Source organism: Streptomyces sp. NPDC101166, assembly GCF_044768125.1.
Classification (GTDB): Bacteria; Actinomycetota; Actinomycetes; order Streptomycetales; family Streptomycetaceae; genus Streptomyces.
This window is the reverse complement of the sequence record NZ_JBIWPF010000023.1, coordinates 86,694-110,956: the sequence shown is the minus strand read 5'-3', so window position 1 is coordinate 110,956 and position 24,263 is coordinate 86,694. Positions and strand designations below refer to the sequence as shown.

Genomic DNA, 24,263 nt, shown 5'->3' with positions numbered 1-24,263 from the left:
CGGGGGGGGCGGGGGGGGGGGGGGGGCCGGGCCGGGGGGCCCCCCGGGGGGGGGGGGCGCCCCCCCCCCCCCGCCGGGGGGGGGGGGGGCCCCCCCCCCCCCCCCCCCCCGATGGTCTGTAAGCCCGGGTATCCCACGCGAGGGAACGCCCGGCGCCCCGGGGAATTCCATGCGCGACGTACGAGGCGGTTCCGGCCGTCCCGTCGGCAGGGGCTCACGCGCCCCAACGGGCTGTCAGGGCATCCACGATGGTGCAGTTTCCGGGCCAGCCCCTCCAGGCCTGAGGGGTCCGCACTCCGGCACGGGCGCGACGTCGGCGTACCCGGCGCGATGGGGCCGGCCGGTGCCCTGTGCTTGAGCCCGGGTCGGCTGCGGTGCCGACGGGATTCGAACCCGCGGACAGATGGGAGCAGGTCCACCCCGTCTCCGTCAGTCGCCGCAGGAGGGACCTCGCCCACGGCGATCGCAATGGGCCGCTCTGCCACGGCACCGCAACCTGCGGGAACGCGCGCAGTCCCGCTCCGGCTCAGGATAGAGACGTCACTCTCGGCGGACGAACCCTTATCTGAGACACCGGCAATTGTGCTCAGGACGTTCCGCGCGTGGGCGCAGGACCACCGGGAGGCGTTCGGCGGGGAGTGACCCCTCACGCTCCGGCGGGGCGCATGGAGTCACTCCCGGTGTGGTGAAGGTGCCGGCCGCCAGGACCGCGAGGTTGCTCCTGGGCGACTTCGCCGGGGTGATCCCCTACGCCGCGAATCGGCGGGCGGGTTCAACGCGCGCCGGCCGGCTCAAGCCGTCACCCTCAGTTCCACGAGGACGGCGGGCCGCGGGTCTGCCTGGTCGCCTTCGCCGACCGGTTTGTATTCGTCCTTCGGGACGTCGACCGTGGTGGTCGTCCCGTCCGTCGTCAGGCTGGCCCGAACGGCCCGGTCGTCGGTGCGGATAGCGTGGACGCGATTGACTTCCAGGCTCAGATATCCGGTTTTCCCGCTGACCTGGAAGCAGTACCGGCCCTCGGTGTTCTGTAGCGTCCATACCTGGATCTGGTGCGGGGCGGAGCAGTCCGTCAGCGTGATGTGGCCGTCCCCCCGGCGCAGGACGATGCCCTTTTCCTTGAGGATTTTATCGGCGTTCGGATAGCCGAAATTCTCGACGGCGTAGGGCGGTTCCGCCTGGGGGCCGTCCGTGGGCCCGGCAACCGCCGACGTGGTCAGCGCGGTGATGCCGGTCAGTGTCACGACCGTGCCGACGACGCCCGCGAGCAGTATTCCGCGCACGCGTAATTTCACGAGTGGTTCCCTTCGAAGAAGCGGCGCATCAAGGCAGCCGCAGAGAAGGCCCGTTCCCCCGGGGCCCCTTTCCAGAACGTACCACCTTCGTTCACAGGGCCCCGGCAAGGCCGGATGCCATAACGACGTCGTAACGAATCTCAATGAGCGGGAACCTGTGGGGCTGATTTCCCGTCAATCCTGGAACCATCCGCTCCGCTTTCCGTCACGGGCATTGTGCAGGTCCGGGGATATGCTCACCGCGCCGATATTCGGCGAACCCGCCATGACCGGGCGGGATTCAGGAACGGGAAATCAGAACGTGAATAGAGCAGGGGGAAGGTGGGCGCGTGGCATACGTACGGTGTGCCTCGGCGCCCTGACGCTCTCACTGACCGTGGGAGCCCTCACGCCCGCCGCGGCGGACGACTTACCGACCGCGCCGGCGACCGACCGGCAACTGGTGCTGGACGCGTGGAACACCGGAGGCCCCTCCGTACGGGCCGCCGCCGAGACCGCCCTCCAGGGATCCGACGCCGACATCCGGCTGTTCCTCGACCAGGAACAGACCGTGGCGGAACGTCATGACGAGCAGATGCTGTTCTCGCAGCTCTACTCGGCCAGTGGGCCCAAGATGCGCGAGACGGCGCTCAAGGCACTGGACAGCGGCGATCGCGAACAGGTGCTGGCGTTCCTGAGGGACGGCTGGCAGGCGCCGCTGAAGCAGGACCAGCAACTGCGTATCTCGCAGCTGGTCAGCGAGGGCGGGCCGAACGTCAAGTCCGCCGGGGTCGCCGCACTCGACGGCGGTCCCGAGCAGGTCCGTGCATTCCTGGAGAAGGGCCGGTACACGGCCGCCGAGGCCGACGACCGGCTGCAGCTCTCCCGGATCGTCAGCGCCGGCGGACCGGCCACGAAGGCGGCCGCCATGGCCGCCGCCGACGGAAGCATCGAGGACGTACGGGAGTTCCTGACCGTCGGGCAGTACATCGCCCGCGCCCGGGACAACGAGCACGCCACCGTCGCGCAGCTCGTCGAACGGGCCAAGGCGGCCGGGGCACAGGCCAAGCAGCACACCGACGCCGCCAAGGAGGCCTCCGACCGGGCCGTCAAGGCCTCCGCCCTGGCGAAGAAGGCCGCACTGGAGGCCGCCCAGGAGACCGCCGCCGCCGGCAAGGACGCCAAGCGGGCAGCCGACGCCGCGGGCCGCGCCGAACGCGCCGCCAGGGGCGCCGCCTCCGCCGCACAGCAGGCCATCAACGCCGCACGTGCGGCGAACGCCGCCGCCCGGGTCGCCGCCGCCGCCGCGTCCCAGGCCGCCATCGCCGCCGCCGGGGCCAATGACGCCGCCGTCCGTGCCCGCAGCGCCGCGGCCGCCGCCGCCGGTGACGCGAACCAGGCAGCCGCCGCCCGCAAGGCCGCGCAGGACGCCCGCGCCATCGCCAAGCAGGCGCGCGAAGCCGCGCTGGCCGCGCAGGCCGCCTCGGTGGCGTCCCTCGCGGCAGGCTCCGCAGCGGACTCCGCCGCCAGCGCCGGACGCAACGCCGACGAGGCGGCCGCCCAGGCCGGCCGGGCGGGCGGCCTCGCCCGCGCCGCCGGCGCTCACTCCGCCCGGGCCGACGCCGCCGCCGACACCGCCCGCCGCAGAGCCCGCGAGGCGACCCGTGCCGCCGGCGTCTCCCAGGCCCTCGCCAAGGAGTCTGCCGCCGCTGCGACGGACGCCAGAGACGCCGCCAACGGCGCCGCCGAGCACGCCGAGAACGCGGCCAAGGCCGCGGACGAAGCGGCCAGCCAGGCCGGTAAGGCCAGCGACGCCGCCAAGGAGTCGACCACCCAGGCGGGCGAGGCGAAGAAGGCCGCCGACGCCGCCACCGCCGCGGTGAAGAAGGCCCGGGACACCTTCGACCTGACCCGCCGGAGCGAAGCCGAGGAACTCACGGCCCGCACCGCCGACGCCATGGAGACGGCCCGCGAGAGCAAGGCCGCCTACGACCTCGAGGCCGCTCGGGGCGACCAGCTCGCCAAAGCGTCCACCGCTCTCGACGGTGTGGTCAACCAGGCCTCCGCCTACGCCGCGCTGCCGGACGCGGACCCCGCGCGGATCGTCGCCATGGGCCGCTGGGTCGCGCTGGTCACCATGAAGACCCGCGGGCCGTGGAGCAGCAACGCCGCTGCCGACGCACTCGCCGGCTCCGACCGGGATGTCGTGGCCTACGTCCACACCGGCTGGAAGGAGGCCGCCCAGCAGGACGAGCGGGCCCGGGTCGAGCGTCTCGCCGACGAGGCTCGGTCGCCCGCCGTGCGCAAGGCCGCCGAGGAGGTCCTCGGCAAGGACGCGGGGCAGACCCACGCGTTCCTGACGGCGGGACAGCACGAGGTCGCCGCCAACGACTACCGGCTGCGCGTCTCACAGCTCGTCAGCACCGGTGGCACGGCCACCAAGGAGGCCGCCCTGGCCGCCCTCGACGGCGGCACGGACGCCCTGCGGGCCTTCCTCACCTCCGGTCAGTACATCGCCCGGATCAAGGACGAGCAGCTGCTCGCCTCACGCCTCGTCAGTACCGGCGGTCCCGAACTCAAGGCGGCGGCCGGTGTCGCGGTCGAGGGCGCTCCGCAGGTCCTGCACCAGTTCATCACCGTCGGCCAGTACCGGGCCGTCCGCCAGGACGCGCTGGCCGCCACCCATATCGCCGCCGTCCAGCAGATGATCGCCGAGGCGGCCGGGGTCGCCGCGACGGCCCAGAAGAACGCCGCCGAAGCCCTCAAGGCGGCCGCGCTGGCCCGCAAGCAGGCCGGCGAGGCCAAGACCTGGGCCGACAAGGCGAACACGTCGGCGCAGGAGGCGAAGACCTACGCCACCGAAGCCGGCAAGTCCGCCGACCAGGCCACCGCATCCGCCACACGGGCACAGCAGTCGGCCAGAATCGCCCGCAAGGCCCAGGCCGACGCGAACGCCGCCGCCATCGACGCGCGCACTTCGGCGGACACGGCGCGCGCCTCCGCCGCCTGGGCACGGTACTCCGCCGAGGACGCCTCGGAGTCCTCACGGCAGGCCCGCGCTTCGGCTCAGGCCGCCGGCAAGGACGCCGCGGACGCCGACAAGGCGGCCAAGGACGCCAAGGCCACCGCCGAGACCAAGCGGCGTGCCGAGGAGGAAGCCCGGCGCCGGGACGAGGCGGCCCGCAAGGCCCGCGAGGAGGCGATCCGGCAGGCGGCCGAGGAGGAGGCCGACGAGTCCGAGTGGAAGCTGTCCGACACCGGACACCTGCTGCTCGACGTGGCGGGCCTCATCCCGGGAGCCGGCGAGTTCGCCGACGGCGCCAACTGCTCCTGGTACGGCGCCGAGGGGGACGCGCTGGACGCCGGCCTGTCCTGCGCCTCCGCCGTGCCGGTCGCGGGTTACGGCGCCTCCTCCGTGAAGTTCGGCAAGTGGGGCAAGAAGGGGCTCGGCGTCCTCAAGGGCCTGTTCGGCAAGGGCCGTAAGGCCTGCCGGGTGCCGCTGGCCAACAGCTTCACCCCCGAGACGCCCGTCGTCATGGCCGACGGCACGGTCAAGCCCATCCAGGACGTGCGCATCGGTGACCGGGTCCTCGCCACCGACTTCCGCACCGGCCGCACGGGGCCGCAGACCGTGCAGCGGCTCATCACCGGGACGGGGGCGAAGAGCCTCGTCCGGTTCACCGTCGACACCGACGGCGACGCCGGCGACGCCACCGGCACGCTCACCGCGACCGACAACCACCCGCTGTGGCTGCCCGACCGGCACGACTGGATCCCCGCAGGTCACGTCCGGCCCGGCGACCGGTTCCTCAGCGCCGACGGCACGCTGCGCACCGTCATCGCCACCCGCACCTGGGCTCAGACCCGGACGGTCTTCAACCTCACCGTCGCCAACGCCCACACGTACTACGTACGGGCCGGCGACGCCACCGTCCTCGTGCACAACGACGGCGGCCTGGACTGGGAGAAGGAGTTCCAGAAGCTCAAGGAGACCTGGGACACGGGTGACCAGGACGACGACGGCTACCACGCACCGCGCGGCAACCAGGCCGAGAACAAGGAGTTCCGGGACGCCCTGAAATCCGTCGAGCGCGACCTGGGCCGCAAGGTGACCGCCGCCGAGCGTCGTGCGCTGCACGACCGGATCACGGGGCAGGGGTACGACTACCATCGGATCGTCGAGGAGGCCAAGGGGTTGTTCGGTGGATGCTGACGCGGAGTCGGAGAACATCCGGAAGTTGCTGACCGGGGCGGAGCTCCGCTCGGTCGGCCGGGCGGCCGGCATGGGCGTACTGGAACTGACCGGCCCGCACGGCGAGGACCTCGGGCTGCACCTGCAGTGCGCCTTCCGGATCGTGCGTGACGACCAGGTGGTGCTGGGCTCACGCGACATGTCGTACGTCCGCAAAGGGGCGGGGGAGGACGCGTTCGACACCTTCGACACCCTGTACGACGACCGCGCCGCGATCCTGAACCGCGTCCTGGCGAAGGCCCGTCCGACCGTTCGAGCCGTCCACCTGGGTGCGGCGGGCGCCCTGACCCTGGAGGCTGCCCACGGATTCGGCGTGCAGGCCTTCCCCGACCGCTCCGGCGGCGAGGAGTCCTGGCGCGCCCTGGTCCGCGGCGGCCCGCACTACGGCTATCCGCCGGGCCTGGTCTGAGCCGTCGAAGGCGACAGCTGGGATCCTCGGACAGTTGAGGTCCTGTTGAGCCGCTACGCCAAGTGCATCGACGCACGCGAGTGATCAGGCGCGTAGGCCGTCAGCCCTCCAGCCCGCTTGGGCCGGAGGGCTTCGCCGTATCTCGGCCGTGTGCTGTCGGCCGTCAGTTGCTGGGCGCACCTGGCGCGTCGTATTTCGTCCCGCTGGCGCACGGTAATCCCAAAGGTTCAGTCTGGTTCGCGCTCTACGGCTCGACTGCCGGGCTGGCGACCCTCACGGTATGGGGGTTTTACAGGAGAAGCCGCGGCGATTGGGCGGCGGGCAGTTCCGCTGCTCGCATTGCGGGCTGCCACAGGACCGGGTAGCGACACTCGAACACGGCTGGGTACTTCTGGAGCCGGACATGCGTCCGCCGGCTCATAGGGTTCCGGCGGAACACCGGTGGATCGAGCTGTCCGATGGACGCGTGACGGTCTACGGGGTGTGTCCGCCGGATCAGTTCCAGCGCTGCCGTATCGAGCACCGTCTAGCCTGCCCGGCACAGCCGCTGCCGGATCTGTGGCCGTGGCTGACGAGCCTGCGTGGGGAGAACGCGCGGCAGGCCGAGCGACGGGACGCCCCCAAGCCGCCTCCGCCTCCGCCTCCGGAAGAGTGGCCGGACGCCGGCTGAGTGGTACCTCGGCAACCTTGGGCTGAGCAGGGAAGGTCCCCCCATGAATAGTCCACAGCCCTCGGCATCCGGCCGCTCTCGGCGACATACGGCTGCACATACGCGAAGACCCCGACCTCAGCGTTCTCGCTGATGGCGGGGTCTTTAGGCACCTCATCCAAGGTGCCCCCGGCAGGATTCGAACCTGCGCACACGGCGCCGGAGGCCGCTTGGGTCGTGGGCAACGTGGCAGGTTACGGCCCTGCGCGTGGCAGATCTGACGAGACGAGTCCACAGATAGGCCACGGCTGGCCGAGCACCGCTTCAGGGTGGATCCGAGCCCGATCAGCGGATGACGAGGTCTCTTTACGGGGCTTCTGAACCTTCATTGGAGCTGCTCGTAACATGATCCTGAGCGTGCCTTCTTGAGGCGGCGCCAGCAGATCACTCCTCCAGCAGTGCAGAATCAGCCGTGCTTAGCCGTTCGGGAACCGGCACGACCTGATCGCTGCGAGACTCTGCCCGACAATGCAGTCGCACTGAACGGGGACGTGTAGCTGTGGCAAAAGCTAAGAGCCGCAAGGGGTACTACCGGGCAGGACACCATGTGAAGCCGTCGTCAGCGTCCAGCAGGTGGAAGAAGCCGTCCACGGGTCTCGTCCTGGCGGGCGTACTTCTGGCCATCGCCGGATGGAACACCTTGTTCGCAAACGGGGCCGACGACTCCGATAAGCCGCCCCACCCCCAGACCTCCAGCGCATCGGCTTCTGCCGTACCTGGTCAGTGATCTCGCTTCCGGCGGAAGACTGAGAAGGGCCGCTGCCAAGTCTGTCCCTTCTCAGTGCCGGCCCTGCGGGGAACTTCCGGGGTCGCCGAGTCTGCTGACGCCTCCTGCGCGCGCAGCCGCTGCCAGACGGCCTGCCACTGCGTCACTTGATCGTCGGAGACACCGCAGGCCGAGAGGTAGGCCGCCGCTGTGCCCCAGGTGGCAGGAAGAGTGTCGCGGTTGAGTAGACGGCTGACGGTGCCTGCCGAAATGCGTCCAGCCGAACGCTGGCTCACTGCCTGGTGGGTCAGACCGCTGATCACGCGTACGTCCGCGAGGGCGGTGAAGAACCCCGTGACGGTGCGGACCGCATGCGGATCCGGCCATGCACGCTCACCGGCGTCCACGCCGGGCGTAGCACGGGCGGACGTGGTTGGGAGATCCGTGTGATTGCGTCCGAGTGCAACCTCGGCACCGCTGTTGCGGTCCCGGGCCTGCGGAACGGGATGCCCCCTTGCTTCCAGTGTCAGACGCAGGTGCCGATAGAGAACCCCCAGATCGAGCAGTGCGGGAGCGCCGGGTATGCCACGGCGCACGGTGTCGAGCAGTGCGCCGGTGAAAGCTGTGTAGGTCTCTCCCACCGGCGCCAGAGCGGTGCGGTTCTCGGCGGCGGCCGCCAGGAGAAAGCTGCCTTCCACGGCCGCTTGGTCGGCGAGGGTGGGCTCGGCGCTCATCCTCCCCAGGGCCCGGCCGCTGTAGCAGCAGTCCAGAATCACGACATGACGCTCGGCCCGGGAGTCCAGCAGGAGGACCTGGCGCAGCCAGTCATAGGGCAGGCCGGTCTCGACGCGGCCGAATTCGGTGTGTGGTAAGGCCAGACTGAGCTCATCCTGCGCGTCGACAAGGCCGTGCCCGGCGAAGTAGACGATCAGGGTGTCGGTGGCCTCAGCGGCCGCCTGCCTTACCGCGCCCACCACGGTGTGCGCGACATCCGGATTCTCCAAGACGCTCACATGCCGCTCCGGCAGCTGCAACGACAGCGGGCTGCACAAGAGGCTGGCGAGAGCCTGCAGATTGTTCGAGACCGCAGGCAGCTGCTCAAGATGCTGGTAGCGGCTCGTGCCCACGAGCACCGCTCGTGTCGCTCCCGGGTCGGGCAGCACGCTCACCGGTTGTCTCCCTCCTCGCCGTCGGCGGAGGCAAGCGCCCGCGTCGCCCGCTCTATCTCCTCCTGTGAGCAGTCCGAGAGGACGATGACCGTGTCCCCCCGGCGGATCTCCACCCGCGGCCGCTGCGGCCGGCTCTGCCGCCACGCCGCTACCGCCAGCACAAACGATGCCGCACTCCACCCGTTCTCCGTCACTAGCCCCAGCACATCAAGCCCCGTGCCCATCTCCCCAGGCTCCGGCACATTGCCCCGCACCTCCACCACGGTCGACCGACGCACCACAGGGTCTGCACGCAACCAGTTCTGCAGCGAACGCAGTTCCATTCCAGCTGACTCGACCCGCACCTCTAACCGCACCCTCGTCCTCCCTACATCCGCGCCGCCCAACGCGACGACGATGCAGACCTATCCCCCGCAGACACTGAAAAATCCAAACCACCCCAGCCGAACACCAGCAACAGGCCGATCACTCGGTCCGGGGTCCCGTTGATGTCACCTATGGATGCCAGAACGGTGAACCCGCACGCGCTCGCTGGCACGATGCTCCCGTGGTTGACCTGGAGCGCATCAAAGCGGAGAGCCTGGCGTACTTCCGATCCCTTGATGAGGGAGCCGCCCTCCGGCACCACTTCCGCCACGCCGACGAGGACGGCGGCTTGTGGTACTTCGAGGCCGTACCCGACCGCGGTGAGTTGATTGCCATCAAGCAGGCCGAGCTCACTCCGGCCGGCCGACTCCACCGGTACAACTGGAAGCATCTGGAGGACGAGCACGGCTTCCTGACAGACCAGGCGCTCGACCCCGAAGAGGATCCGCTGGAAACCATCCCGGCCGAAGAGTTCCAGCGGGTGTGGACTCGGTGACAGGGGCGGACAACCACTTTAGGAGAGAGGTCGGGTGTCAAGGCAGGTGACCTGCGGCTACCTTGGCCAAGCCAGTCGGCACGGTGCTGCCTGCCAATCGCCACTATTAACCGCGGTTGACCCCTGCATCTGGCACGACTGTGGCACGCGGCGAGCAGAGGGCTCGGAACCTGGCCGGCTCCGCCGTTGCCCAGTGGTCAACCGCCGTAGCGGCTGTACAAATCTTTCGTTTCGAGGAGCACGGCCCGTAGCGCTCACGTTCTTTGCGTAAGGAGTCTAATAAGCTGAGCAAACGAAGAATCATTCCGGATGAGCTCATGAGTATCGATGCCTTCGATCCTCCTATACAGTTCCTGACGTTTACGCTTTGCATCGAACCTACTCATTCCCACCCACCGCTCGACGCCAGGGTTCACCATAATGGGATGAACTAGGGAATTGCCTTCGAGTCTTTGAAGGAACTCTTGAGAATCCTTCGGGCTCATGCCGTCGATTTCGATTAGTGCGGCAATTTCATCACCTTCTCCCAGTGAAAGAACAGCTGCAATGCTCGGTATTCCCATCCTGCCCATGGTAGGAACTACCGAGTAGGGACGGCTTTCTGAAGCCCCGCTAAGCGCCCTGTGGAGGAGTGCATGAGTGATTTCCTGGTCCAGCTTCCCCTCTACCAGGATCGTTATATGGCTCAAGGCCCGAGTCGCGACGTAGGGCATGTAAATCTCACCCTCCTCAGTAGCTGCACGTAGCTTGAATCGGAGAACCTCAGCGAATCCGACTTCTGCAGCGATTTCTATGTCGTCTGGACCGAACAGGATAACGTTAAGGACTTTCCCAATCCGGACGGCTTCTACCGCTTCGGTACTGTAGTCCGACATGGAAACGAACACGCCAACGGTTCCTACGAGCTTTCCATCTACTTTTCCCCTGAACTGGTAGATTGAGGAGGCGGGGAGGGGGCTTCCATGCCACTTGGCCTCAAGTAGGTAGATCCGCCCGTCGAGACCAAAGGAGCCGTCAATCTCTTCGCCTTTTGGGCGATAATTAGCCCTTGGATGCTCGGTGGAAGAACGCAGGAGTCGCCTCAGCCATTCTTCAAAGACGCGACCACGTGTTTGCGGAGTGATGCTCCTTGCGGGATTCTCAGAGTATGGGTCGATCAATTGGCGCAGAAGGGACAACTCATCTACCAGGGTCATGCTTGACCTTACCAAGCCCCCTTCTGTGATTTGGCGTTTTTCTAGGGCACCAGTTCACAGACGTGCTCAACTGTCCATGGATCCCGTGCATGCGCGACTCTGTCGCCAACACGCTTTCCAACTGTGGTGGTGCCACGCGGGCATGCGTACAGGGCCGTTCACCTGCGTTCATGCTCGGCGGTCGCGGGAGCGGACACCGCCTTCGGTCTTATCTGAACGACCGTGAACGGAGCTGAATGAGAGGGAAACTGAGACGGGCCCTGCTGTGTGGCCTGGAGTGGGGCCAGCGGGGCTACAGACCGCGCAGCGCCTCGTATAGGTCGCCGTAAGCGCTCCAACAGTCGACACTGCCATCGTCGTTCAGACTGCCCATGTACCAGTCCTCATCGCTGATCGCCTTCACCAGACACAGCCCATGGAACCTCAAGATGATCTCGGGGTGGAGTTGCTCGTCTTCCCCCGGCCGGCTCACCCAGGTAACGATGCGATCGGTGTCGAGAGCCACAGACTCCTGATCGCCGGAGACCTCGCGGATCTCCTCCAGAGTCCACCCTGCCGGTAGCTGCCCGTCTGCCATCCCATGATGATGACAGCCACCGCAGCAGCCGAGTCGAGGCCCGAACGCCCTCTCAGAGCACCGCTTTAGGAGTTCGATCCCGCCCCTACGCGGCCGCGATCCAGCGCGTGCTCGTGTGCCATCGCCGAGTGCTGACTGCCGCAGCTGTTCGTGGTCGTTGATGTCAGAGTTGGATGTCAGCGGCTGCTCACTGTCAAGTGGCTGGCCGTCCTTCCCGAGCTCTTGCCGCCGATTCGTCTCGTCGACGCTGGGCGTCGTGCCACAGTGCACCCATGCGCGCATTCATCAAAGGGATAGGTAGCCTCGCACTCCTTGCCGCCCTGCTGTTCGGTGCGGTGGAGGGCGTAGCCTTCTTGGCAAGGTACGTGGGGCGACAAGTCTTCCATGGCGTGAACCCCACGGTTGCTGCTGCAGCAGTAACGGCGATGGCAACGGTTCTCGTAACCGTTGCCACATTGGTTATGGGACGCTACCTCGAACGCCGAAAATCCGTTGAGGCAGAGATTCGAGCCAGCAAAATTCCCGTCTACACGAGGCTCGTAAGTGGACTCATGAGGACGGTCATGAACCCCGACTCTTCGAACGCAGACGAGGTGGCGCAGTTCCTGCGGGAGATCACGCCAGATCTCATTACGTGGGCTTCCGACGATGTTCTGCTTGCCTGGTCGAAGTTCAAGCGGGAAGCGCAAGTTCTCGAAGCTGAGGATACGATATTTAGCTTCGAGGAACTGTTGTCCGCAATTCGCCGAGATTTCGGGCACAGCGGCAGGCAGGTGAAGGAAGGGGACCTCCTCGCTCTCTTCATCAATGACATCGACGAACAGTTGATCCGGCGGCGCGCCCAGAGAGGCGCCGTGTAAGCACTCTGAGGGGCGTTAGGCAGCGGTTGCACGCACCACGCTCTCCAACTGTGTTGGTGCCTCGCGGGGCCGCGTACAGGGTCGTTCACCTGCGTTCACGGTCGGCTAATCGCCGGAGCGGCTACGGGCTTCGGTTCCGTCTGAACGTCCGTGAACGGCGCTGAATGAGACGGAAACTGAGACGGACGGCGGGGCCGGACTCGCTAGCATCTGCGCTGTTGAAGGGGGGAGCCATGGCACTGGTCCGCAAGGGATCACGACGGATCGTCGTCGACGGCACGGCCTACCGCTGGCGCCTGCGAGGCAGACCGACGTACTTCCAGGGCCTGGCCTGGTCGCCGTGCATGTTCGCGGTCGAGCATGCGGACGCCTCCGGGACAACGCTCGTGGTCACCACCCACCAGCCGCATCCGAGCAACTGGTTCGAACGCTCGGCCAACCCCGTACTGCCGTCTGACGTCGCCCACGCCATCGAACTCGCCCTTCGCGAGGGATGGATCCCAGCCGCGCCGGGCTCCCCGTTCTGCCTCGATCTATCCGCCGGCTTCACGCCGTCGCCTTGAGCAAGTCAACGAGACCTGAGCTTGGGAAGCTCGTGTGCTCTGGCCTCTTCTCCCATACCTGACCTGCGGCTGCGGGTGCCTGTACGTCGGTTGACCGCCGAGTTGGTGCCCGATGTTCCCCGTGGTTCCCCGCACAACTTGGCACGGTTCTGGCATGTCCGCCGCAGCACGACCACAGGGACAAGGGCGTTGTCACTGGCGGCTATTAGTAGAACGTTGAGCGTCATACTGCACGGTGGATCACGCCCGACTCGGGTTAGTCGGCCAACCGGCCAAAAGCCCTTTGCGGCGTATAGTTGAGAGAAGGAAGATCTAAGGTAATGCTTGCACTGGGCAATGGCGGTTATTCCGTTTGCGTTCCATCTCAGATCGATGCCGCCATCGGCTCCGGCTGCGAACCGTTCCACTGGTACGCCTACTTCGGCTCCCAGCAAGTCACCAGCAAGCTCTTCGAACTCGACATCGGATAGCACTGAAAAGTCACGCATGGAAGTTTCTTAGCACAGGTTCTGTCCTGCCGAAGGCGGGTTGCCCGATTCCTTCGGCGGCGACTCGGTTCGGACTGAGAGACAGGTCGGTGGAGCGGCTTTGGGGTGGCGCTGCTTTGGCGCGAGTGATCATGGCCCCGTAAGCTTTCGGCGCGTCGGGCAGTCTGTGGACCTGCCCGTTAAAGCACGACGCTGGGGCCATGATCGGCGAGGCTCGCGCCAAAGTGGCTCCGTAAAGCCGTGGAGCCGATCGCCCCAGCCACGACGTGCCCCTTCTCCGACATCAGGCGGCTGACTGCTCTGAGCGCGGCACGGGCGCCGGCCGGGCTGGAGCGGGGCGGAGACAGGAGCGCAGGCCCGGCCGGGGGCCGGGCCGCGCGCGGTGAGCGGAGCGAGCCGCCTTGACTCTCTCAAGCTCACGCTGTCCGGGGCCACGGCCGCCGCCGAGACGGTACGGCGCAAGCGGGCCGTCCTCTTCAACGCCCTCGCCTACGCGGTCGAGCTGGGGGAACTGCCAGAGAACCCGGTCACGCTCGTGAAGTGGAAGCCGCCCAAGGTGACCAAGGAAGTGGACCGCCGGGTCGTCGTGAATCCTCGGCAGGCCGGTGAGCTCCTGGCCGCGGTCTCGTATGTGGGCGGCTACCGCCGGGCTCGCGGGCGTCGACTCGTCGCGCTGTTCGCCTGCATGTACTTCGGCGGCCTGCGTCCGGCTGAAGCGGTGGCGTTGCGCCGTCAGGACTGCACGCTGCCAGACAGCGGGTGGGGCTCGCTGATCCTGGAGAAGAGCCGTCCGACCGTCGGTAAGCGCTGGACCGGGACCGGCGCCGTTCACGACGACCGCGGATTGAAGAACCGACCGGCGAACGAGACACGCGTCGTCCCGATCCCGCCCCGCCTGGTGCAGATGCTCCGCGCGCACATCGGGGAGTTCGGCACCGCCAAGGACGGCCGGCTGTTCGCCAACGAACGTGGGGGAGTGGTCGCCTCTACGACGTACTGGCGCGTCTGGGACGAGGCCCGGCACCTGGCGCTCACGCCCGAACAGGCGGCGTCGCCGCTGGCGGCTCGACCGTACGACCTGCGGCACGCGGCGCTGTCGTCCTGGCTCAACGCCGGCGTGGATCCCACCGAGGTTGCGGAGCGCGCGGGCAACAGCGTCGAAGTGCTCCTCAGCCGGTACGCGAAGTGCCTCGACGGGCGGCAGGACGTCGCCAATCGCCGGATCGCCGAACTCCTCGGAGAGGATGGCGGCCAGGAGGACGGGCACGGCGGCGGGCCCTGATTTCGACGCTCCTCCGACACGCGCATCTGCGGCATGATGGCCCCTGGACTTCGGTCCGGGGGCCTCGTCGTTTCCGGAGGTCTACCTGCGGTTTTATGCCCTGCGGCTTGGCCACAAATAGGCCGCGGGCTCCGACATACGGCCGCTCCGAGCGGCACACGGCTGCACATACGCCAAGACCCCGTCCTCAGCGTAAGCGCTGGTGGCGGGGTCTTTGGGCACCTGATTCAAGGTGCCCCCGGCAGGATTCGAACCTGCGCACACGGCTCCGGAGGCCGTTGCAGGCTCCGGCGTTCACGCAGGTCACGGGCCTTTGGATGATGGGTGGCGCAAGCTCCGTCCACAAGTAGTCCATGGGCAGTCTGTAAGTAAGGAGCGGGAAGGGTTGCCGGGGTCAGTAGCACGGAGCGCGCTTCCACTGCAGCTCTTGCCGGCCTGCGGTGTCTGCTGGGTCTGAGCGTCCAGCAGGGCAGCGCACTCGCATCGGCGAGTACGTCCCGGCCGTGCTGGCTGCGCCAGCGGCTGTGTGCACCGGGCGGACCGGCAAGCGGAAGCGTGCGCTCCCAGAGTTGGCGCGCGGCCTGCAGGGAGCAGGGAATGATGCGCGGCCGACTCTCTTGCCTGCCAGGCAATATCACGATTTCAGCACGCGTGTCATTTTGTGTAGGAACCATGGATATTCTGCGTCCGGAGCCGGTTCCTTAGCGCTCCGCGCCCGTTGGGGCTGAGGGGAGGCTGTTATGGGGATCCTCTGGCGTCATGCCAGTCGGCTGATAGGCAGTCAGTCGAAGTCGGGAAGCCCTCTTTCCGTACCGCGCGGCGGGGGTGTTGCTGCACCCCGACCGTAGTTGCCGGAACGTACGCGTCAGGAGCCTCTGGTCAGTGCTGCCTTCGGTGCGTACCACGCTTCTGACCTAGGCCAGCTAAGGCAGGCTGCTACGGAGATGAACGCCCTGCCGCGTTTGGCAGTTCGACTGCCGCATGGGGGTACCGCCTGGATGCGGGAAAGGGCCTCCGACGGGGGAAGGGGGCGGGCAGGGACCCACGAGGCAGGGGTGACGAACAGGCGCATATGCCTGTCACGTGGGGAGCTTCCTGAGTAGCGTGGTTGGGCTGGACGGATGGCGGGGGCATCCGCCGTGGCGGAGAGGGCCGGGGTGTCGGGGCGTGAGCGCGCGTGTCCGCAGCCGTAGATGGGCACGCGGCTTTGGGTGGGGAAGCTGGAAAGGTTAGATGAGGTCTGAGTACAAGCAGTGGCACGAGGTGCTCTCTGCAGAGTTCTTCGGTGCGGGCAATGCGCTGCGGAGCACCGTCCTGTACGTCGACGCCGAGGTCGAACGGGAGCTGGCCGAGCGCATAGGAACGGGCCTCGCCCAGGCTGTCGCCGGTGAACTCAACTGGAGCGAGCCGGACAGACCACTGTTCAGCCGCATTCAGCGCGAGTGCGAGATATGGGAGCAGCACGGGAGTGCCGTCCCGCCGCCGAGCCTGCCGGTGCTGGCCCTGTCCGTGCTGGCGGCTACCCGCATGGCGTCCTCTGACGGCATGCTGAAGTCCAACTTCTACGGGCGGTGGATCCAGCTGTTCGGCGAGCAGCCCTCCAGCTCCCGGGCGAACAAGCTCGAGCATGCCTTCCAGGACGTCGCAATGATGTGGGAGGAGCTCGACACCTGGCTTGAGGAAACGGGTGGCCTTTACGGCACCAGCACGGTCAGCACCGACGAGCACTACTGGAAGATCGGTTTCCCCATCTCGCAGGCGCTGGTGCGCGGCTCGGACCGGCAGGTCCTCACCCGGTTCTTCGCCGCCACCCGCTTGCGGCCACACAACCCTGACGAGGTCTCCGGCCGCGAGCTGCTGCGGCGCCTGCGCGTGTGGACGGCAGGCCGGGACCGGCGCCTGTCACCCCGCCTTATGGAGGAGCTCGCCAGCGTCCCGGACACGGGCGAAATCCTGATCGCCAGCCTGGTCAAGCGGCTCGCCGATGACTGGGACGGCACCCTCCACGAGCCGGAGCGCGAGCACCGGCGCCGCGCCATGGGACTGAGGCTCGTAGTCGCGGACCGAGGCAGGCGCCTGGAATGGCTCGCCGAGACCTGCGACGGGATCGACGAGACCCGCGTCGCTGTGCCAGGCGGACGTACGTTCACGCTGCACAAGGCGTACGGGGACGTCTACGAGGGGCTGGAGTCGCTGCATCCCTCCTGGCATCAACTGGGAGACGGCCTGCACCTCGAGGGCGACGACCTGGTCCTTGAGTGGGCGCCACAGGAGGTGGTGCTACTGCGGTTGCACCCGCATCTGGGCGAGTGGGTGAGTACTGAGTACTTCGAGCCCGGCGAGCAGCACTGGATCCTGGCCGCTGACTCGGCGGTCCGGGCAGTGCGCTCCATGGTCGATGCCCTCGGCGGCCGCACCGTCCGCGAGGCGTCGGCACCGGTGCCGGGGTGGAAGCTGATCAAGGGCGTGCGCGCCGTCAACGGACTGGCCTTCGCCCGCACCCTCGACCGGGGCGGAGACCACGCGCACGTCCTTGAGCCCCAGATCCGGCACCGCGCTGCGCTGTCGGGTGGCCTGCGCATCGCACCCGAGTACCGGGTGGGTGCCGGCGTAGCGGGCCATTTCCTCCGCGGCGGTGCTCCCGATCTTCTGCTGCCGGCCAGCGACTCTCCCGACGGCCGGGTAGAAGTCGTCCTCGACGGCCGCACGGAGAAGCTGCGCGCCGACCCGCGGGTGCCTTTCCCCCTCTGCATGATCCCCCTCGAAGAGGGAGAGCACCGTGTGGGTACGGCGCACAGCAGCCAGGTCTTCACGCTGCACGACGGGCTGCACGAGGGACTGCCACCCGGCACCGGGACACTCGGATACCTCTGCGACGGCACCGCCCGGCCCGAGCTGAGCGACGCAACAGGCTCGGAAACCGCCATCCGCGGTGCACAGGCGCCGCGCAGTATCCGCCCCCCGCGGACTGAACTGCTGCGCTCCACCGTCCTGGAAGCCGTGCTGCTCGATCCTCACGGCGGAGTGCGCCGGGCCAAGCAGCAGTCGGTCCCCGCTTGGATGGCCTCCCGCCTGCCCCCACAGGCGCTCGGCCCCTGCCTCGAGATTGAAGTACCGAGAGGCTACGTCTGGCTGGTCTACCGGACAGCGTCCCGCTGGTCGGTCAGAGCGCTGGCAGAGGCAGAAGACATACCCGCGCCCGCTCCGGCGCCTGACGACTACGCCTGGGCGTACGCCGTCCTCAGCGCCGCCCAGCGCCTGCAGGACCCCGCCTGGCTCGACTACGTGGCAGCAGCAGCAGCAATCAGCGGAAGGCGGGAAGCCTGATGACCGATACAGGAGGCCTGCTGCTGCGATGGCTGAGCGAACAGGGCGCCGGCAGCCTGTCCGACCTCAAGCAGGGGATGTGGTGGCTGGCATCCAAGCACTGTCCGGACATCGAACCGGGAGCCCCGGGCCGCTGGCTGCGCGACGCCGTCTCCCTGGCATACATGGACATCGACTGGCGCAACCGACGCTGGTGCGCAGCCCCGCCGGTCCTGACCCGCTTGCCCCAGGCGCGGGGGCTGGCGGTACTCACCGGGGGCCGGACGGCCGCGTTTGACGCGCGCGTAGCGCAGGCCGGGCAGGACGGCTTGCTGGAGCTGTTCCGGGTGCCCAGCGCCCGCCCGCCCAGGGACATCCCTTTGCCCCCCTCCCTCATCGTCCAGTTCGACGACGAAGCAGGGCTCGTAGGCTGGGCTGCCGAGCTCGGCGTGTCGTACACGCCGTGCTTCGCGCTCCAAGGAGCTGCGCTGCTTCCGCCCTTGAGCCCTGGAGCGCCCACCTCCGCACCGGAGTTCGGCAAACCGCTGGAGCAGTACGACCTCGTACGCGGTGGATACCGGCTTGTCCCGCGGCCCCAGGGCGAAGGCCTGTACCGGCTCAAGCGGCGCGACAGCAAGCGCGTATGTCAGGTCCAGCGCGACGGCCAGTGGTACGAGACCGGCCACGAACAGGGCGTCTACCTGGCGTTGGAGAACCAGAGCCGGGCAGCGGACGTGCTGCGCTGGCTGCCCGAGAAGGACTGCGGGCGCGAACGGTTCGGGACCCTCTTTGTCGACTGGGGATATCCCCTGCCCGACCTGCACCGGCGCGTCGCGGTGATGTGCTGCGGCCTCGCGCCCCGCATCAACACCCAAGCCGAGAACCTTGCCTACGACAACGTGCCCCACGCCATAGCCATCAAGATCGCACAATCGCTCGGACAGCACCTGGGGGAGAACGACGATGAGTGACACCGCTGCGCAGCAGCCCGGCCGCACCACCCGGGACGTGGACATCCTCGGTTCGTTCGAGCACTTGAAGGATGCGCTCTTCCGCTACTACAACACGCCGTTCGGGCTTGCTGACGAGCACCTCGAACGCGAGCGTCAGGACCTGTTCGACGTGAACGGCGGAGCCTGGAGGCGTCCTCTGCTGGAGGTCCGCCCGCGCTACGTTCAGATGGACGCGGGCATCGCGGAATCCGTGAAGGCAGCAGGAGCCCACCCTGATCTGGCGGAACTGGTCCAGCTTGGACTGATGCAGGGTGTCCCCTCCCTGTACGAGCACCAGCACCGGGCCCTGGCTGCGGCTGTGCGCGACGGGCGCGACGTCGTCGTCACGGCCGGCACAGGCTCCGGCAAGACAGAGTCGTTCATGCTGCCCATTCTGGCCGACCTCGTCCGCGAGTCCGCCGACTGGCCGACCGCCTCGCCGCCGTCGAACCGCTGGTGGGTTTCTCCCAACGGCGAGTATCAGCCCCAGCGGGCAGGCGAGGCCGGCCGGCACGCAGCTGTACGCGCCCTCGTCCTCTATCCCATGAACGCGCTCGTCGACGACCAGATGATGCGCCTGCGCAGGGCACTGGACAGCGATGACGCCAGGGCATGGCTTGCCCGGTCGCGGCCCGGCCACCGCTTCTACTTCGGCCGCTACACCGGGGCAACGCCCGTCCCCGGCGAGGTCGGTTCGCCGGCTGGCGTCAAGACGTTGCGCAAGGAGTTCGCCGCCACGGAAGAGCGCTCCCGCCAGGCGCAGAAAGCCTCCGGCGACGGCCGGTACTTCATCCCCCGGCTGGATGGCGCGGAGATGCGCTGCCGCTGGGACATGATCCAGGCTCCGCCCGACATCATGATCACGAACTACAGCATGCTCAATGTCATGCTGATGCGCTCGCGCGAGTCGCAGATCTTCGACAAGACGCGCCGCTGGCTGGAGGAGGTGCCCGACGCCCGTTTCACCCTGGTCGTCGACGAGCTCCACATGTACCGGGGCACCGCGGGCACAGAGATTGCTTACCTCCTGCGCAACCTGCGTCACCGCCTCGGCCTGGACCACAGGCCGGACAAGTTCCGCATCCTGGCCGCCTCCGCCTCCCTCGAAGCCCCCCGTGATCTGGACTTCCTGCAGGAGTTCTTCGGCGTCGACCGCAACCGGTTCGTGGTCCTTGGCGGTCAGCTTGTATTGCCGGCGCACACCCGCACCGACATCTCCCAGCACGCCGAGGCCTACGCCGCCCTGGACCCGGATCCCGCGCCCTCCGAGGCCGACCAGTTCCTGGCAGATACTGGTGCCGGTGACGCGCTGGTCAACGCCCTGCGTGATGGTGACCGCCTTATCGCCGACTTCGACGACGTTGTTGCCGCTCGCATCTTCCCTGCCGCCGACACCGCCGTGCAGAAGAAGGCGTTGCGCGGAGTCCTCGCGGCACTGCGACGCTCGGCCGATCCCCGGACGCCCAAGCTGCGCGGGCACCTCTTCTTCCGCAACATCCCCGGTGTCTGGGCCTGCTCTGACCCTCAGTGTCCCGACGCTCCGCGTCCGGAAGGTATGGAGAGGACCGTCGGCAAGCTGTACCCGCGCCCCACGTCGCGCTGCAGCTGCGATGCACGCGTGCTGGAACTCCTCTACTGCCAGAACTGCGGAGATCCGTTCCTCGGCGGGTACGCACCAGAATCGGCCTTCCGTAACGCGGCCAAGGGGCGCCCCTTCGAAGCCGGACTGCTTGCAGACCTGCCCGACCTCGACTCACTGCCTGACGCCGCTGCTACGGCGCCGAGTGCGGCCAACTATGTCGTCTACTGGCCGCGGAAGGACGACCCTGCGGTGGAGAAGCTGGAGTGGAACTCCACCTCGGACAGGGGCGCGCTGAGCGCCGACTTCGAGTTCAAGCGCAGCAAGTACGACCCGCGCACCGGCATCCTCCGCAACCACCGTGACCACACCGGCTGGTCCTTCCACAGCAGCGTGCCGCAGCCAAAGAAGGGGCGGCCCCGGCTCAAAGCGGAGGACCTCCCCGCGGCACCGACCCAGTGCCCCAACTGCGGTGACAACTGGGAGGTCAGGCAGGTCGGGACGGAGCATTTCAGCCTCAACGACTCGCGCCGCATGCGTACACCAGTCAGGTCCATGCGTACCGGTTTCGAGAAGGTCAACCAGGTGCTGACCACCGGGATCCTCTCCCACCTGCCGAACAGGCAGGCCGTGGTCTTCTCCGACAGCCGTCAGGACGCCGCGAAGCTGTCCGCAGGTCTGGGGCTGCGCCACTACCAGGACCTCCTGCGTCTGCTGCTTGCCGAGGAGGTCGAGGGCCAGGGGGATCCGGCCGCCGACCTCGCAGCCGTATCGGGCTTCTACCGCAAATCCCCTGACAACCCCGTCGACAAGGAGACAGCCAAAGCCGCCCGCGACCGGCTGCGCGCCCGTGACCCGGAGACCTATGACGCCTGGGTGAAGCTCCAAAAAGCATCCGAAAGCCTCGACGATCTTGACGATGATCTCCCCGACCCGGCAGAAGAGGCTGCGCTCTACAGCCGCCTCAGCCGGGTGCCCAGCCTCGACAGCCACGGCAGCGCGGTAGCTGAACGCTTGGTCCAGCTCGGCATCAATCCCGGCGGCCCGAAAGCGTCCCTGCAGCAGACCAGCTACCAGAATGGCTCCCAGCCGCAGCCCTGGACCTCCCTGTACCAGTGGCCCGAGGTCCCTGGTGGCAAGGTACGTGACGAATCCAGCCTGGTCCTGAGCGAACGGCAGGAGCAGCTGCGCCAGGACATCCGCGAGGCCCTCACCAGCGAGCTGCTCAACGGGCTGTTCGGCAGTGCCGGACGGGACTTCGAGTCTCTGGGCCTGGGCTGGCTCACCCTCGCCACCGATCAGGCACCCCTCGAAGCCGAGCGGGCCTCCGATGCCGCGCTGGCCCGGGCCAGCCTGCGAGTCCTCGGCCACATGCGCCGTTTCGCAGGACTGCGCAGCCCGGCTGACGAACCGCCGAAGAAGCTGCGGGACTTCTGGGCCAGCGCAGCGGACCACCTGGGGCAGGATCCGGACGACCTCCGCAATACCGTCGAGCGGATCTGGGGCGAGGCAGTCAAGAAATACGTCATTCAGCCTGAGCACGTCGCCCTGCGCCACGGCCGAGCGGTGTCCTGGACCTGCTCCGTCTGCCGGCGACGGCACCTCCACCCCGGCGTCGGGGTGTGCACGAAGTGCCGACGACCCCTTCCTGCTGCGCCCGAGCGGTTCGAGGGCACAGACGCCGACTACTACGCCTGGATGGCGCACAGACAGTTCGGTGATTTCCGCCTCAACGCCGCCGAACTCACCGGCCAGACCGACCGTCTGGACGCCCAGGCCCGCCAGGCCCGCTTCCAAGGCATCTTCCTCGACGGCAAGGAGCACGAGCTCCCCGATACCCTCGACATCCTCTCTGTCACCACCACGATGGAAGCCGGAGTCGACATCGGCCCGCTGTCCGCTGTCCTGATGGCGAACATGCCGCCGACCCGGTTCAACTACCAGCAGCGCGTGGGACGGGCAGGACGGCGCACCTCGCCGGTCGCGCTTGCACTCACAGTGTGCCGCGGCCGCAGCCACGACGAGCACTACTTCCAAGACCCCCAGCGCATCACCAACGATCCGACTCCGCCGCCTTACCTGTCCACGGACATGAAGGACATCTATCAACGGGTCCTCGCTGCGGAGGTTCTCCGCAGGGCATTCGACGCGGCGCATGGCGCGGCCGGGGACGACACAGCGCCCGATCCGACCCGCAACGTCCACGGCCAGTTCGGCCACACTGCAGACTGGCCCGCCGTAAGCGAAGCGGTCAGCGGATGGATCAAGTCGCACGATTCCGAAATCTGCAGTCTCGCCGAAGCCCTCGCTGACCGCACTCGCAGCACCTGGTCCCCGGCTCAGGCGGCGGCATGGGTGGCCCAGGAGCTCGTCAACCGCGTCACCCAGATCGCCGACGAGTCTCGTGGCCACCACGAACTCAGCCAACGGCTGGCGGAGTCAGGCCTGCTGCCGATGTTCGGATTCCCCACCTCGGCCCGCTACCTGTACACCAAGCGCCCTTCCGAGTCCTACCCCTGGCCGCCGAGCGGAGTGGTCGACCGGTCGTTGGACATCGCGATCTCGCAGTTCGCTCCCGGCGCTGAGACGGTCAAGGACGGACAGGTCCACACGGCAGTCGGCGCAGTCGCGTTCGAGCCGACCGGGCGAGCCCCCCGAGCCGTGCAGGAACCACTCGGGCAGCCCGTCCTCATCGGTATCTGCCGGGCCTGCGGACACCTCGCAGAGGACGTACAGGCGCTGCCGGAACAAGAGGATGCCCCACCGCAGCCCTGCCGCGCCTGCGGAACAGCCGACGGCTCCTACCGTGAGATCGAACTGCGCGAACCGGCCGGCTTCTACTCCGGTAAGGCACGCGACTTCGACGGCAACTTCGCATGGAGGGCCAGGTCGCTCGCCCCCCGAACTGCCGCAGACCTTGAGCACGGCGCACCGCTGAAGATCGAGATGCCTGGCATGGTGGTCCACGCCGGCAAGGGCGAGCGGTACGCAGTCAACGACAACGGCGGCCGACTGTTCCAGTTCTCAAGAGTAAGCCCGACCACACGCTGGTCCGGCGCCTATCTGGAGGCCGGGGCGGCCGATCTGTTCCCCTGGCTTGCAAAGGACATCGCCGCCGATGAGGAACCGCTCATCACCGCCATCGGCGCCACCCAGCACACGGACCTGTTCCTGCTCGGCCCCCAGACAAGCGAGATCCCAGCGCTCGGTCTGCGCCTGAACCTCACCTCCGTGCCGCAGAGCACCGGCTTCCCCGACGACCGCTCAGGCCGACGGGCTGCCTGGTACTCGCTGGCCGCCCTGCTGCGCACAGCCGCCGGCTCGCTCCTGCAGGTGCAGCCGAACGAGATCGCATCGGGCATCCACGGCGCAGGCTCCGGCAGCAGCAAGGCACGAACCTTCGCCTTCCTCTCCGACACCCTGGACAACGGCGCCGGCTACTGCACACACCTCGCCGAACGGGAGGTCTTCGAGCAGCTCATGGCGACTGCCAACAGGATGCTGGCCGGCTTCGCGGACGGTGCGCACGGCCGCGACTGCCGCGGCTCGTGCTACCAGTGCCTGCGCGACTACACGAACATGGCGTACCACAGCCTCCTGGACTGGCGACTGGCCGGGGAACTCCTGGCTATCCTCCAAGGCACAGGCGCCGCCAGCAGCCAGCATGGCCGCCGGGCTGCGGGACTGCTGCGGTACTGGGCGTCCGACTTCCCGCCCGGCAACGCGGAATTCGTGGACGACCTGGGCGGCACCGGGCCTGCGGTTCTCTTCGAAGAACGATTCTGGGTCGCGGCCAAGGGCCCGTTCGAGGCAGCCGACGCCACGCTGTCCTCCCCCCGCATCAGCTCTGTGCGCGACGCCGCCGCAGCCGACAGCCGAGACGTTCCGGACGTGGTATTCGTCGACGACTTCCTCCTCGACAAAGCCCCTGCCCGGGTGTCAGCCATGCTCGCCGACTTCGACGGGGCGTAGAAGATCTGCCCCTTGCGGCTTTGGAGCCGCAAGGGGCAACGGAAGCTGAGAGGCAGCACAGCCGCTGCAG

The 24,263-nt window shown here is 67.9% G+C and carries 15 protein-coding genes, 3 tRNA genes and 1 pseudogene; 11 read left to right on the top strand and 8 right to left on the bottom strand.

All coding sequences use genetic code 11. The features are described 5' to 3' along the window. Positions 1-372: 372 nt before the first annotated feature. Both ACIRS4_RS31245 and ACIRS4_RS31240 read right to left on the bottom strand, forming a co-directional pair. Positions 373-491 (bottom strand) — tRNA-Arg (locus tag ACIRS4_RS31245). A 300-nt stretch (positions 492-791) separates the two neighbouring features. Further along, positions 792-1,241: a hypothetical protein gene (locus ACIRS4_RS31240; RefSeq protein WP_404202399.1), complete on the bottom strand. Its 450-nt coding sequence runs from the start codon at positions 1,239-1,241 to the stop codon at positions 792-794. A gap of 394 nt (positions 1,242-1,635) precedes the next feature. Here ACIRS4_RS31240 and ACIRS4_RS31235 point away from each other — a divergent pair, with 394 nt between their 5' ends. The 3 genes from ACIRS4_RS31235 to ACIRS4_RS31225 all read left to right on the top strand — a co-directional run bounded on the left by ACIRS4_RS31235 (position 1,636) and on the right by ACIRS4_RS31225 (position 6,602). Continuing rightward, complete coding sequence (locus ACIRS4_RS31235; RefSeq protein WP_404202397.1) at positions 1,636-5,484, top strand: polymorphic toxin-type HINT domain-containing protein; 3,849 nt, start codon at positions 1,636-1,638, stop codon at positions 5,482-5,484. Beyond that, positions 5,474-5,932: a hypothetical protein gene (locus ACIRS4_RS31230; protein ID WP_404202395.1), complete on the top strand. Its 459-nt coding sequence runs from the start codon at positions 5,474-5,476 to the stop codon at positions 5,930-5,932. The genes ACIRS4_RS31235 and ACIRS4_RS31230 overlap by 11 nt, the downstream gene beginning before the upstream one ends. A gap of 280 nt (positions 5,933-6,212) precedes the next feature. Next, positions 6,213-6,602, top strand: a complete 390-nt coding sequence (locus ACIRS4_RS31225) for a DUF6083 domain-containing protein (protein WP_404202392.1) — start codon at positions 6,213-6,215, stop codon at positions 6,600-6,602. 163 nt (positions 6,603-6,765) lie between these two features. Here ACIRS4_RS31225 and ACIRS4_RS31220 read toward each other — a convergent pair. From ACIRS4_RS31220 to ACIRS4_RS31210, 3 genes are all read right to left on the bottom strand, one after another. Further along, positions 6,766-6,842: transfer RNA gene (locus tag ACIRS4_RS31220), tRNA-Ser, on the bottom strand. A gap of 519 nt (positions 6,843-7,361) precedes the next feature. Next, positions 7,362-8,516, bottom strand: a complete 1,155-nt coding sequence (locus tag ACIRS4_RS31215; protein WP_404202390.1) for a caspase domain-containing protein — start codon at positions 8,514-8,516, stop codon at positions 7,362-7,364. Next, the gene (locus tag ACIRS4_RS31210) at positions 8,513-8,839 is read right to left on the bottom strand and encodes a hypothetical protein (protein ID WP_404202388.1); all 327 of its coding nucleotides are present in this window, start codon (positions 8,837-8,839) and stop codon (positions 8,513-8,515) included. Before ACIRS4_RS31210 ends, ACIRS4_RS31215 begins: the two co-directional genes overlap by 4 nt. A 224-nt stretch (positions 8,840-9,063) precedes the next feature. Here ACIRS4_RS31210 and ACIRS4_RS31205 point away from each other — a divergent pair, with 224 nt between their 5' ends. After that, entirely contained in the window at positions 9,064-9,378 is a 315-nt protein-coding gene (locus tag ACIRS4_RS31205; RefSeq protein ID WP_404202386.1) for a hypothetical protein, read from the top strand. A 254-nt stretch (positions 9,379-9,632) separates the two neighbouring features. Here the strand turns inward: ACIRS4_RS31205 and ACIRS4_RS31200 are convergent, their stop codons facing one another. Both ACIRS4_RS31200 and ACIRS4_RS31195 read right to left on the bottom strand, forming a co-directional pair. Further along, entirely contained in the window at positions 9,633-10,574 is a 942-nt protein-coding gene (locus ACIRS4_RS31200) for a restriction endonuclease (protein ID WP_404202384.1), read from the bottom strand. Between the two features lie 292 nt (positions 10,575-10,866). Continuing rightward, a complete protein-coding gene (locus ACIRS4_RS31195; protein WP_404202382.1) occupies positions 10,867-11,151 on the bottom strand; it encodes a hypothetical protein in 285 nt (94 codons plus the stop codon). A gap of 272 nt (positions 11,152-11,423) precedes the next feature. Between ACIRS4_RS31195 and ACIRS4_RS31190 the strand changes: the two genes are divergently transcribed. The 4 genes and pseudogenes from ACIRS4_RS31190 to ACIRS4_RS31175 all read left to right on the top strand — a co-directional run. Continuing rightward, positions 11,424-12,011, top strand: a complete 588-nt coding sequence (locus ACIRS4_RS31190; protein ID WP_404202380.1) for a hypothetical protein — start codon at positions 11,424-11,426, stop codon at positions 12,009-12,011. A gap of 233 nt (positions 12,012-12,244) precedes the next feature. Continuing rightward, positions 12,245-12,574, top strand: a complete 330-nt coding sequence (locus ACIRS4_RS31185; protein ID WP_404202378.1) for a hypothetical protein — start codon at positions 12,245-12,247, stop codon at positions 12,572-12,574. Positions 12,575-12,894: 320 nt separating this feature from the next. Continuing rightward, positions 12,895-13,044 (top strand): hypothetical protein, encoded by a 150-nt coding sequence (locus tag ACIRS4_RS31180; protein WP_404202376.1) that lies wholly within the window; start codon positions 12,895-12,897, stop codon positions 13,042-13,044. A 418-nt stretch (positions 13,045-13,462) separates the two neighbouring features. After that, positions 13,463-14,344 (top strand): annotated as a pseudogene (locus ACIRS4_RS31175) (tyrosine-type recombinase/integrase); the annotation flags it as partial. Between the two features lie 233 nt (positions 14,345-14,577). On the opposite strand, the gene ACIRS4_RS31170 reads toward ACIRS4_RS31175, so the two are convergent. Continuing rightward, positions 14,578-14,655, bottom strand: a tRNA-Ser gene (locus ACIRS4_RS31170). A gap of 922 nt (positions 14,656-15,577) precedes the next feature. Here ACIRS4_RS31170 and ACIRS4_RS31165 point away from each other — a divergent pair. The 3 genes from ACIRS4_RS31165 to ACIRS4_RS31155 are packed head-to-tail and all read left to right on the top strand — an operon-like array spanning position 15,578 to position 24,193. Continuing rightward, complete coding sequence (locus ACIRS4_RS31165) at positions 15,578-17,671, top strand: hypothetical protein (protein WP_404202374.1); 2,094 nt, start codon at positions 15,578-15,580, stop codon at positions 17,669-17,671. Continuing rightward, positions 17,671-18,621 carry a hypothetical protein gene (locus tag ACIRS4_RS31160; protein ID WP_404202372.1) on the top strand — a complete coding sequence of 317 codons (951 nt, stop codon included), beginning with the start codon at positions 17,671-17,673 and terminating at the stop codon, positions 18,619-18,621. Before ACIRS4_RS31165 ends, ACIRS4_RS31160 begins: the two co-directional genes overlap by 1 nt. Beyond that, positions 18,614-24,193 carry a DEAD/DEAH box helicase gene (locus ACIRS4_RS31155; protein ID WP_404202370.1) on the top strand — a complete coding sequence of 1,860 codons (5,580 nt, stop codon included), beginning with the start codon at positions 18,614-18,616 and terminating at the stop codon, positions 24,191-24,193. Before ACIRS4_RS31160 ends, ACIRS4_RS31155 begins: the two co-directional genes overlap by 8 nt. Positions 24,194-24,263: the final 70 nt, after the last annotated feature.